The 11,568-nt window shown below is 71.9% G+C and carries 9 protein-coding genes; 4 read left to right on the top strand and 5 right to left on the bottom strand.

Annotated features, from left to right (window positions below):
• Positions 1 to 33: 33 nt before the first annotated feature.
• The 3 genes from CC117_RS22545 to helR form a co-directional block, all read right to left on the bottom strand.
• The gene (locus tag CC117_RS22545; RefSeq protein ID WP_071087373.1) at positions 34 to 732 is read right to left on the bottom strand and encodes a M50 family metallopeptidase; all 699 of its coding nucleotides are present in this window, start codon (positions 730 to 732) and stop codon (positions 34 to 36) included.
• Positions 733 to 825: 93 nt separating this feature from the next.
• Complete coding sequence (locus tag CC117_RS22540; protein WP_084132593.1) at positions 826 to 2,811, bottom strand: pyruvate kinase; 1,986 nt, start codon at positions 2,809 to 2,811, stop codon at positions 826 to 828.
• A 167-nt stretch (positions 2,812 to 2,978) separates the two neighbouring features.
• A complete protein-coding gene (gene helR / locus CC117_RS22535; protein ID WP_071087331.1) occupies positions 2,979 to 5,150 on the bottom strand; it encodes an RNA polymerase recycling motor ATPase HelR in 2,172 nt (723 codons plus the stop codon).
• Between the two features lie 277 nt (positions 5,151 to 5,427).
• On the opposite strand from helR, the gene CC117_RS22530 reads away from it, so the two are divergent.
• On the top strand, positions 5,428 to 5,901 hold the full coding sequence (locus CC117_RS22530; protein ID WP_071087329.1) for a TspO/MBR family protein: 474 nt from the start codon (positions 5,428 to 5,430) through the stop codon (positions 5,899 to 5,901).
• Positions 5,902 to 5,955: 54 nt separating this feature from the next.
• Here CC117_RS22530 and CC117_RS22525 read toward each other — a convergent pair whose 3' ends face one another.
• The gene (locus tag CC117_RS22525; RefSeq protein ID WP_071087327.1) at positions 5,956 to 6,624 is read right to left on the bottom strand and encodes a class I SAM-dependent methyltransferase family protein; all 669 of its coding nucleotides are present in this window, start codon (positions 6,622 to 6,624) and stop codon (positions 5,956 to 5,958) included.
• A gap of 267 nt (positions 6,625 to 6,891) precedes the next feature.
• Between CC117_RS22525 and CC117_RS22520 the strand changes: the two genes are divergently transcribed.
• The 3 genes from CC117_RS22520 to CC117_RS22510 all read left to right on the top strand — a co-directional run bounded on the left by CC117_RS22520 (position 6,892) and on the right by CC117_RS22510 (position 10,747).
• Positions 6,892 to 7,368, top strand: a complete 477-nt coding sequence (locus tag CC117_RS22520; RefSeq protein ID WP_071087324.1) for a gluconokinase — start codon at positions 6,892 to 6,894, stop codon at positions 7,366 to 7,368.
• A 167-nt stretch (positions 7,369 to 7,535) separates the two neighbouring features.
• The gene (locus tag CC117_RS22515; protein ID WP_241830327.1) at positions 7,536 to 8,075 is read left to right on the top strand and encodes a DUF3558 domain-containing protein; all 540 of its coding nucleotides are present in this window, start codon (positions 7,536 to 7,538) and stop codon (positions 8,073 to 8,075) included.
• Positions 8,076 to 8,728: 653 nt separating this feature from the next.
• Positions 8,729 to 10,747, top strand: a complete 2,019-nt coding sequence (locus CC117_RS22510) for a rhamnogalacturonan lyase (RefSeq protein ID WP_198541949.1) — start codon at positions 8,729 to 8,731, stop codon at positions 10,745 to 10,747.
• 39 nt (positions 10,748 to 10,786) lie between these two features.
• Here the strand turns inward: CC117_RS22510 and CC117_RS22505 are convergent, their stop codons facing one another.
• Entirely contained in the window at positions 10,787 to 11,428 is a 642-nt protein-coding gene (locus tag CC117_RS22505) for a DsbA family oxidoreductase (RefSeq protein WP_071087320.1), read from the bottom strand.
• Positions 11,429 to 11,568 lie beyond the last annotated feature (140 nt).

Raw genomic sequence — 11,568 nt, 5'->3', positions numbered from 1 at the left:
GGCGGTGCTGATCGGCGTCGGGTCAGCCGTTCGTCAGCCGTCGAGCAGTAGTTGGCCGCCGATTACCAGGCAGTACAGGTCAACGGCGTAGAAGGCCGCGACCCACAGCACCGCCGGTAGGTGCGTCACGGTGGCCAGCGTGTCGGCGTCGGTGAAGCGGGTGTATCGGCGGGCTCGCCGCAGAATTCCCAGTGAGCGGATCGCGGAGAACAACAGGAACCAGCTGGCCGTACAGGCGACGAAAAGCTGCATCCCGGCGGAACCCGTCGTCGCGACGGTCAGAACGAGGCCCAGCAGGACGAGGAGAACCAGCTCGCCGAAGATGTTCTCCACCAGTAGCAGCAGGCTCGTTGTGGCCACCCCGGCGAGGATGAGAGCGGCGGTGACGTTGCCCACGGAAAGAAGGCCGGCGCCGGCGAGCCCGCACAGCGAGGGCGCGGTGTATCCGGCCGCCGTAATCATCAGTCGGCCCCATCCGCGAGATGGGCCGTAGTAGGACGTCAGACCGCCCTGACTGCGTTCGAGGCGAACGGCCAGGAATGCGCGGTCCAGTAGGAACGCCATCAGCGCGTGCCCGCCCTCGTGTACCGCCGTGGTGAGATGCCCCGCGCGCTTCCACAGCGGCCGCGCACCCACGAGCAGCAGCGCGACAAGACCGGCGGAAAGGCCGGTCGACCGCGACGGCGCAAGGTGCACCGCGGCCGCCACCAGCCGCGCCTGATCGACGTCCATGCCGAGACCCCCGTCCCCCTCGGCCATGGTCGCCCGCCGGGCGTTACCGCGGAGCGGAACGGGTGACCTGACGGTCACGGATCCGAGTCGCGTTCAGGTGCGCCGGTGGTGGGTGACGGAGCCGAAGCCGAGCCACGACCGCAGCGGACGCAGCAGCGGGGTCTTCTTCTGCTGGTGCCCGGCCATCCGGCCCAGAATGTCGTCGAGCGCGGTGATCGCCTCGTCGATGTGCGGGCCCTTGTTCAACATCACGCATTCCGCGCGCTGCCCCATCGCCGCGTCGGTGATCTCCGCCCGCGCCGGCGTGCCGGTCTTCGCCAGCGTGTCCAGGACCTCCGTCGCCCAGATGGTCGGCACATGCGCGGCGGTGGCGAGCCAGAGGATCTCCTCCTGCAGCTCGGCGAGCCGCTGGTAGCCGCCCTCCACCGCCAGGTCCCCGCGCGCGATCATCACGCCGGCCAGCGGAGCCCGCAGTGCCGCCAGCAGCAGACCGGGCAGGTTCTCGAACCCCTCGGTGGTCTCGATCTTGAGGACCAGGCCGAGGTCGTGCCCTCGCCCGGCCGCGCTGATCGCCTCCAGCGCCTGCTCGACGTCGACGCCGCCACGCACGAACGAGATCGCGACCAGGTCGGCTATCTCCACGGCCACCGCCAGCGCGTCCCGGTCGTCCCCGGTCAGCCCCTCGTGGGGGAGCCGGGTCTCGGGCAGGTTCACGCCCTTGTCCGCACGCAGCTTCGCACCGCGGCCCGAGGCGCGCAGCACGCGGACGTCGATGCCCTCGGGATCCACGGCCTCGACGACGCCGGCGATCTTCCCGTCGTCCAGCGAGACCGGGTCCTGGGGGCGGACGGCGTCGAAGACCGCCGGGAAGGTACAGCCCATCGACGCCGGTCCGGCCGGATCGTCGGGAGCCGTCCCCCCGGGCCGGGCCGCCCGCGGCGACAGGTCGCGGGTCAGCCGCAGGACGTCCCCCTGCCGGACCAGGTGGTAGGGGGCCCGGCGCGGCAGCGGACCCACCGTGCACCGCTCGTCGCCATGTCGTACTTCGAGCCCGGTCTCCAGACAGGTCGTCTTCCACGCCTCGACGGTGACCGTCGGATGCTCCGCAGGGCCCGAACCCACCGCCACGACCCGTAGCCGGCGCCGGGACGAACGGGCGTCCCGCAGCGTGAGCTCGTCACCGACCCGCAGCCGGGCCAGCCAGTCGCCTGCCCCGAGCACCGGCACCCGCACCACCCCGTCGCGCGAGTCCGCCACGGGCGCGTCGACCGCATCACGCTCCCCGTCGGGCACCGCGACCAGCTCGGCCGTGGCCGGCGTGACCGCCGCCCCCCGCAGGTCACGCACCGGCCGCAGGCGCACGACCTGCGGCCCCGGGTCGAGCGGACCGGTCCGGACCTTCGGGCCGGCCAGGTCCACCGACACCAGACAGGTCCGGCCCAGCTCCTGGGCGGCGGCCCGGACATGGGCGGCCATCGCCCGCCACTCCCGCGGGCCGTCATGGGCGGTGTTGATCCGCGCCACGTTCATCCCGCGGGCGACGAGCCGATGCACCAGGGCGGCGTCGCCCGCGGCCTCGCTCGGCAACGTGACCATGATCCGCACACTGTGCCGGGGTGGCGGCGGCCCCAGCAGCTCGCCGGCGTTCGCCTCGATCCGGTCCCAGCCCTCGTCGTAGGTCGGCACCCGGTCGCCATCCACGGCCTCGGCGGGACTGCCCGGCCGCAGCTGACCACGCAGGACGTCCACCACTGCCCGCAACGTGGCCTCGACGCACGGCTCACACCGCCCCAGCGAGGACAGCCCGCGGCGCGCGAGCTCCTCCTGCACCGGCCGCAGGTCCCTGCCCCGCAGAGCCAGGTAGTGCACCATGTTCCGGGCACTGCGCCGGTGCCGCGGGTGCACCCTCTCGACGTCCGCGCTCCGCGCCCGCTCGGCCCGCCGCAGGTCGGCCAGGATGCCCGTCAGCTCGTCGAGCAACAGCTCCCCAGCATCGTCGGCCCGCCGTTCCGCCTGGTCGGCCCGCTCGCCGGCCGGCTCCGTCCGCTCGCCCCGCCGCGTCTCGCTCGCCGCCGTCACGCCCGCCCCGCCCTTCACCTGGCCACAGCCTGCGAGGCAGGGCCTACCCAGGTTTCAGGCCCGGACGCTCGGCGGGCCGGGGGCCGGTGCGGTCATCGAGGCAGGAAGGCGACGGACGAACGGCGGCGGAACCGCCCCGGAGCGGATCAGCTCCGGTGGCGGCGAGGTCAGGCGCTCGGGCTCGTGAGGATGACGAGTTGCCGGGTCGCGCGGGTCATCGCGACATAACGGTCGACGGCGCCCTCGATGCCGGTGCCGAAGCTCTCCGGGTCGACGAGGATGACCAGGTCGAACTCCAGTCCTTTTGACAGCTCCGGCGTCAGCGACCGCACGCGGGACGTCCCCTCGAACGCGGGATCGCCGATGACGCAGGCGATCCCGTCGGCGTGCGCGGTGAGCCAGGCGTCGAGGATCGAACCCAGCTCCGAGGTGGAGCCGTGTACGACGGGGATGTCGCTGCTGCGGATGGACGTCGGCACGTTGGCGTCCGGGAGCGCGGCGCGGATGACCGGCTCGGCTTCCGTCATCACCTCTTCCGGCGTCCGGTAGTTGATGCTCAGCGACGTCAGGGTGATCCGGTCGAGGCCGGCACGCTCGAGCCGTTCCCGCCACGACTCGGTGAACCCGTGCCGGGCCTGGGCCCGGTCCCCGACGATGGTGAAGCTGCGGGACGGGCAGCGCAGCAGCAGCATCTGCCACTGGGCGTCGGTCAGTTCCTGCGCCTCGTCCACGACGATGTGCGCGAAGGGGCCGGCGAGCAGGTCCGGGTCGGTTCTGGGCAGCGCGCTCTCGTCGACGAGGGCATCCCGCAGGTCCTGCCCGTGCAGCATCGTGATCGCGCCCTCGCCGTCGTCGTCGGACGCGAGGAGGTTGTCGATGACCCTGGTCATGCGCTCGCGTTCGGCAGCGACGGAGGCGAGGTGCCGGCGTTTGCGTCGTGCCATCTCCGGGTCGCCGAGCCGCTGCCGGGCCGCGTCCAGCAGTGGCAGATCGGACACCGTCCAGGTGGGTGCCTGCGCCCGCCCCTGCGCTTTTCCGCGCTGCAGCTTCTGGATGTCCTCGGGGCCGAGCCAGGGCGCGCACCGGCGCAGGTAGGCGGGTACCGACCACAGGTCACTGACGAGGTCGGCCGCCTCGACCAGCGGCCAGGCGTTGTTGAAGGCGGTGAGCAGCGCCTTGTTCCGCAGCAGCGACCTGCGGAGCAGCTGGTCCGGGGCATCGCCGTCATGCCTGTCCAGCAGGATCGTGAGCAGCTCCTCGAGAACGACGTCCCGCGCCTCGTTGTGGGGGATGTCGGGATCCGGCGCGTCGAACGCCTCGGCCCAGTCGTCGGCGCTCAGCCGGATGTCGTTCCAGTGGGTGGCCACCGTCATCCCCTGGGCGGGGGGCTCCTCGTAGAACCGGACAGCCGTCTCGATCGCCCGCACCAGCTTCGCGGACGACTTCAGCCGCGCCACCTCCGGGTCGGTCTCGGGCACCGCCGCCGCCCCCTCGGCCACCAGGTCCCGCAGGGTGCAGGTCTGCACACCCTCCTCGCCGAGACTGGGCAGGACGTCGGAGACGTAGGCGAGGTAATGCTGATGCGGACCGACGAACAGCAGCCCGCCCCGGCGGTGACCGAGCCGCGGATCGGAGTAGAGCAGGTAGGCGGAACGGTGCAGGGCGACGACCGTCTTGCCCGTACCCGGCCCGCCGTCGACGACCAGTGCCCCGTCGGACCCCGCGCGGATGATCGCGTCCTGGTCGGTCTGGATGGTGCCGAGCACGTCCCGCATCCGGGGCGACCGGCTGCTGCCCAGGCTGGCGATGAACGCGGACTGGTCGTCGAGCGCGGCATGCCCCTCGAACCCGTCGGCGGTGAACACCTCGTCCCAGTAGTCGCTGATCCGCCCGCGGCTCCAGCGGTACCGGCGGCGGCTCGCCAGGCCCATCGGGTTGGCGTGGGTCGCACCGAAGAACGGTTCGGCCGCGGGGGAGCGCCAGTCGAGCAGCAGCCGCCGGCCCGCGCTGTCGGAGAGTCCGATCCGACCGACGTACACGGGTGTCGGCTCGTCCGTGGCGGCCATGTGGCCGAGACACAGGTCGAGGCCGAAACGGCGCAGGGTGCGCAGGCGCGCGGTCAGCCGGTAGATCTCCTGGTCCCGGTCCAGCGCCTGCTGGCCCGCGCCGCCGGGCGCCCGCCGCGCGGTGTCGAGGCGGTCGGACAGGTCCGCGATCGACTCGTCGAGGGTCTGCGCGATGGCGGCGAAGTGCCGTTCGTCGCCGGCGACCAGGGCCGGGTCGGCCTTGGCGCGCAGATTCTCGGGTAGGTCGAACGCGCTGGTGGTCAGGGGATTCACGTGATGAACTCCGATGTGAGGTTGCTGCCTGCCGCCGCCGCGCGCGGCGAGGCTCAGCGATTCTGCGGCACCACCCGGGTCTTGACGCAAGCCCCCTGGCATGCTATAGCTTAGAAATGGCGGCGAGTGACTCCCGCCTCTCTGGTTTTTGGCTCTGCCCGCGGCGTGCCGTCTCGTGGCGAACTTCCGACCTTCTCCAGGCTCGGTTTCTCGTGTTTTCCCCGCCTGCCGCCTGCCGCCATGGGACAGCACCGGTGCCAGCGGGTACCAGGGCAGGATGAGGAGTTCGACCCTGGTCAGGACGTCCCTGGCCACCGCGGCCGCCGCCGGTGTCGGCACGGTAGCCACCCGCCCCGATTCACCCTGGTACCGCTCCCTGGACAAACCGGCCTGGCAGCCCCCGCCGGCGGCGTTCCCCGTGGTGTGGACACCGCTCTACGCCCTGATCGCCCTCGCCGGCTCCCGGGCGCTCGACAGCAGCACCAGTACTGACCAGCGCGCACGGTTCCGGCGCTGGTACGGGATCGACCTCGCGCTGAACGCCGCCTGGACGCCGCTGTTCTTCCGGGCCCGGCGCCCGCGCCTCGCGCTCGCGGAGATCGTCCTGCTGGATGCGGCCAATGTGGCGCTGCTGTACCGGGGCTGGCAGGCCGACCGCCCGGCCGGCGCCGCACTGCTGCCGTACGTGGCGTGGACCGGCTTCGCCACTGCCCTGAACGCCGCGATCGCCGCCCGCAACCCCACCCGCTGACGTCCGCACTGATGCGGCGTCGAGCCCCGCGCTCAGCCCCCGAGGACAGCCCGACTACCGCCGGGCGTCCTCGCCGTCGCCGATGAAGTCGAACAGGCGGATACCGGGCCGGTACGGGAGCGTCGGCCTGACCAGCCGGTGGGTCCCGACACCGAGCAGAAAACCCTCCTCGACGTCGAAGGCGACCTCGGAGAACCCCGCAGCGGCGAACCACGACCGTACGGCGGGCGTGCGGTCGGGGGCACGGCGATGGCGTGTCCAGATCACCGTCGCGGCTGGCTGACACAGCCTGGGCAGCCATTCGACCGTGTTACGTATGTCGGCATCACCGAGATTTCCGAACAGCCCGCAGACAAGAACGAGGTCGGCCGGTGCGGCCCCGTCGTAGACGCCGGTGTCCGAGGCGTCGCCGACCACGACTTCGACGCCGCCCAGCCCGAGGGCGCGCACCCTTCGCGAGGCGTCTGCAGCAAGATCGGGGTCGAGCTCGACCAGCCGGGCGCGCACGTCGTCGCGGCGCGGGTGATCGGCCAGCACCCCGAGGATGTCGCGCCCCTGYCCGGCGCACATGCTCAGCACGCGGATCTCGCCCGCGGGCTGGACCTCAAGTGTTTCCCGGATGCGCCGCTGGACGATGGCGAGGCGCCGATGCAGGGACGACCCTGTCACGTCGTACTGCCGATGCCATGCGACCCAGTGGCGCTCGGAAGCAACATGATCCATGACCTACGACCATAGTCGAGAACAACGGCCGATGAAGTTCGTCCGCCCTCCAGGGCGACGATGGACATCGCCTCATGGCGGGACGGTACGACCAGCAGTGCCGCGTTGCGCAACAGTTCGGTGCGCTCGCGGCCGCGGACCATCCCGGTGAATCCGGACGGGGGTCCGACCTGATCGTGCCTCGATGCGAGAATCTGCGCTCATGCCGGTCCTGCGCGCCCCACTGCCAGCCCGCCGAGGCCCGGTGCCGTGGGGGCGGGGTCCCGCATGACGGTCGTCGTGGTCATCGGGGTCAGTGGCTGCGGCAAGTCCACCGTCGCGTCGGCGCTCGCGGACCGGTTGGGACGTCCCTTCCTCGAAGGGGACGACCTGCACCCCCCGGCCAACCGGGCGAAGATGACGGCCGGTTCCGCGCTGACCGACGAGGACCGGTGGCCRTGGCTGGGCGCCGTCCGGACCTGGATGGCCGAGCACACCGACGGCGTCGTCGCCTGCTCGGCCCTGCGTCGCAGCTACCGTGACCTGCTGCGAACGGCGGGCGACGTCCTTTTCGTGCACATCAGTGTGCCGGAGCCGGAACTGCGCCGACGGCTCGCCGAGCGCCGAGGCCACTGGATGCCCGCCACGCTGCTGGACTCGCAGCTCGCCGCGCTCGAGCCACTCGGCCCCGACGAGGGCGTCACCGTCGATGGCCGGCTGACCCCGGACCGGCTCACCGACGAACTGGCGGGCCTGGCGCGGTAGAAGCAGCGGGAAGCACGCCTATGCCCCATCTGGGAACAGGGGTACCGTCCTGACCTGCCCGTCTGGCGCAGGGGTGAGCCAGCGGACGTCGGTATCGGGGGGCTCGTATGTACCGTCCTGTCATCAGTCGTGTCCGCGTCGCCACACGTGCGATCCTGCTGACATTCATGATCTTCATATCGCTCGGCCTGGCCGGATGCGGTGCCTCCGATGACGACGATGCGACATCGTCGCCGCCGTCGGCCACGGAGTCCGCGGGAGCGGCGGCCGGCGGCAACGCCGGCGCGGGGGCCGCCGCCGGCGACGGGTCAACGACCGCCCTGCCGGCGGCGTCACCCGGCGGCACGGTGAATCCCTGCGGCGTCATCTCGCAGCCRGAGGCCGAGCAGCTCGCGGGAACCGCGCTGGCCAGCGCGGAGGCAGTGGACGAGACCTGCACCTACGTCGCGCCGCCCAACGGTCCCACCGCCCAGGTCGAAGTCCGCGTCGGGCAGACGGCGCAGAACTACTACGCCGCCGAGCGCGGAACCGGCCACCAGCTCCGGCCCCTGCCCGGTGTCGGCGACGAGGCCTTCATCGGGGACTACGCCGTCTTCGTCACCCAGGACGGCTTCTCCGTGTCTGTCAGCCTGGTACGGAGCAACGACCCCGCGGAGAACCGCGGCCCTCTCGAGGATCTGGCCCGCACCATCGCCGGCCGCCTCTGACCCCCGTCCGGTAGCCCGGTGATCTGACACCGTTGACCGCAGATCACCGCAAGGCCGGGTGTCGCCTTCCGGCGAAACAGAGCCGAGTGTGGCCTTTCGTGGAGGCTTCTTGACAACGACGGTGGACGCCTTCGTGCAAGTCTCCGGGCGTATGAGGCCACAACGAGGTCTTTAGTTTCCGTATCCGACACCTGCTGCCTCTGGCGGGGCCGGGGAAAACGCTGGTCAACGGCCTTACAGCGCCTCGCGGCCCGGATGGAGGCGGTGGATCCCGTCCTCACGCAGGACCGCCGCCTCGCACGCTTTCCCGACCCGTCGACGGATGAGCTGCCTGCACCTGGGCACAGTTCCGGGCCGACGACGGCGCCGTTCAGCCTCCCATCCGACGCCCAACGGGCCCCGCTTTCTGTCAGCACTGTCACGTCAGCCGGGACAGCGACCGGTCAGAGGCCGGATCACCACACACCGCCGGGTCTTCGTCGCGAGCGCACGACGAGTCGCCCGGGCAGGAAAAGAAGGCGCAACTATTCAGCGGGAAACAGGGGACACGGCTATCGTGGTTTCGTCGCGTCGTAAGACGGGGCTGTTGTTTCGCGCGGGGTGGGGGCAGGGAGAAGAAATACATGAGTCGTTGGACTCACCCCATCGTTCGAATGCCTGATCGCCGTCACCCGCGGCGACGGCACGTCCTCACCGGGCTGTTGCTCGCGGCCGGCCTGGTCACGGCAGCGGCCTGTGAACCGGTCCCGGCTGGGCCGGGCGGCGGCCCGCTCCCGCCGGCCTCGGCCGTGCCCGCCCCCGTGGCGGTGGGCACCGCTTCCGCACCGGCCTCCGCGGCGAGCGGCGCCGCTTCCGCTCCCTCGCCCGCGGCGACCGGTGCCGCTCCCGCTCCCGCGGCCACGAGCGCCGCTCCCTCGACCACCGGGCGGCAGGTGGAGAGGCTGGGCCGGGGCTCCGTGAGCGTGCGATCGGGCAACGGGAACCTCGTCAGCTGGCGGTTGCTGGCTACCGACCCGCGCGACATCGCCTTCCACGTGTACCGCGGCACCACCCGGCTGACGTCCACACCGCTGAGCGCGACGACGAACTACCTTGACGCGGGCGCGGCCGCGGACGCGACCTACACGGTGCGCGACGTGGTGGGCGGCGTCGAGCAGCCCGCCACCGGCCCGGCGGTGCGGCTGGGGGAGGGGTACCTCGACGTCCCCCTGCAGGTGCCCCCCGGCGGGCGGACGCCGGACAACGTGGCCTACACCTACAGCGCCAACGATGYCAGCGTCGGCGACCTCGACGGTGACGGCGAGTACGAGATCGTCGTGAAGTGGGATCCGTCCAACGCGAAGGACAACTCCCAGGCCGGCTACACCGGCAACGTCTACCTGGATGCGTACGAGCTGTCCGGCGCCCGCCTGTGGCGGATCGACCTGGGGCGCAACATCCGCGCCGGCGCCCACTACACCCAGTTCCAGGTGTACGACTACGACGGTGACGGCGGTGCCGAGGTCGCCCTGAAGACCGCGGACGGCACCGTCGACGGGCGCGGCACCGTGATCGGGAACCCGGCGGCGGACCACCGCAACGCCTCCGGCTACGTGCTCGCCGGCCCCGAGTTCCTCACCGTGTTCGACGGCCGGACGGGCGCGGCCCGCAGCACCGTGAGCTACCTCCCCGCCCGTGGGGACGTCGCGAGCTGGGGCGACAACTACGGCAACCGGGTCGATCGCTTCCTGGCCGCCACCGCCTACCTCGACGGCCGCCAGCCCAGCCTGATCATGGCCCGCGGCTACTACACCCGGACGGTGCTCGTCGCCTGGAACTTCCGCGACGGTCAGCTGCGACGGGTGTGGGCGTTCGACAGCTCCACCGCCGGTTCGGCGTGGGCCGGCCAGGGCAACCACAACCTCTCCGTCGCCGACGTCGACCGGGACGGCCGCGACGAGATCGTCTACGGGTCGATGGCGGTCGACGACAACGGCGCCGGCCTGTGGAACACCCGCAACGGGCACGGCGACGCGATGCACGTCGGCGACCTCGCCCCGGCCCGTCCCGGCCTGGAGGTCTTCAAGGTCGACGAGGACGCCAGCAGACCCAGCTCGTGGATGGCCGACGCGGCGACCGGACGGATCCTGTGGACGACTCCGCCGAACGGGGACAACGGGCGGGGTGTGTCCGGCGACATCTGGGCCGGCAGCCCCGGTGCCGAGTCGTGGTCGGCGTCCGGCAACGACGGGATCCTCGACACCTCCGGACGTGTCGTCGGCCGCAAGCCGTCCTCGACGAACTTCCTGGTCTGGTGGGACGGCGACCCGGTGCGGGAACTGCTCGACCGGACGCGGATCGACAGGTACGGGCCCTCCGGCGAGACCCGCCTGCTGACCGCCAACGGGGTGGTGGCCACCAACGGCACGAAGGCGACGCCGGCGCTGTCCGCCGACCTGTTCGGCGACTGGCGCGAGGAGGTGATCTGGCCGACGACGAACAGCTCGGCGCTGCGTATCTACGCGACACCCCACGTCACCGACCGGCGCATCGTCACGCTGATGCACGATCCGCAGTACCGGGTGGCCGTGGCCTGGCAGAACACCGCCTACAACCAGCCGCCGCACCCCTCGTTCTTCCTCGGTGCCGCAATGCCCGCCGCGCCCTGGCCGGACGTCCACACACCGCGGTAGGCGTCGCCGCACAACCGCAGTAGGCGTCGGCCGCCGGGGTCAGAGCGCGGCGGGGGCCGACGCCCTGCGCAGCAGGTCCAGGAGCGTCTCCGCCGGCTGCGCGCCGGAGACACCGTAGGTGCGGTCGACGGCGTAGAACGGCACGCCGCGGATGCCGAGCGCGCGGGCCTGCTCGAGGTCGGCCTGGACGTCCTCGGTGTACGCGCCGCCGTCGAGGGCCTCGCGGGTCGCGTCGGCCGGCAGCCCGACCTCGGTGGCGAGCCGGACGAGGGTGTCCGGGTCGTCGATGGCGGCGCCGTCCACCAGGGCTGCGCGCAGCAGCCGGTCCTGCGTGCCGTCGGCCAGCCCGCGGGTGGCCGCGAAGTGGATCAGCCGGTGCGCGTCGAGGGTGTTGGCGGTGACGGCCAGGTCGAGGCGGTAGGCCAGGCCCTCCTCGGCGGCCAGCGCTGTCACGCGATCGTTCATCGCCGTGGCCTCCGCCGGGCTGACGCCGTACTTGCTCGCCAGCATCTGCGAGGTCGGGAGGTTCTCACCGCGCCGCTGCGTGGGATCGAGCTGGAAGCTGCGCCAGACGACCTCGACCTCGTCCGCGTGCTCGTACGAGGCGAGCGCCTTCTCCAGCCGCCGCTTGCCGATGTAGCACCACGGGCAGACGACGTCCGACCACACTTCGACCTTCACGGTGCGTCACCTTTCCTCGCCCTGGACCGTCAGCGGCGGCAACACCATCGCCACTTGGACAATTCCGCGGGGCCGGGCAACCGATCACGGTCACGAAACGACTTCACCGCGGGAGGGGACCCGATTCGACGGAGAGCCCA

Source organism: Parafrankia colletiae, assembly GCF_001854655.1.
GTDB classification, from domain to species: Bacteria; Actinomycetota; Actinomycetes; order Frankiales; family Frankiaceae; genus Parafrankia; species Parafrankia colletiae.
This window is presented reverse-complemented; position numbering and strand designations above follow the sequence as displayed.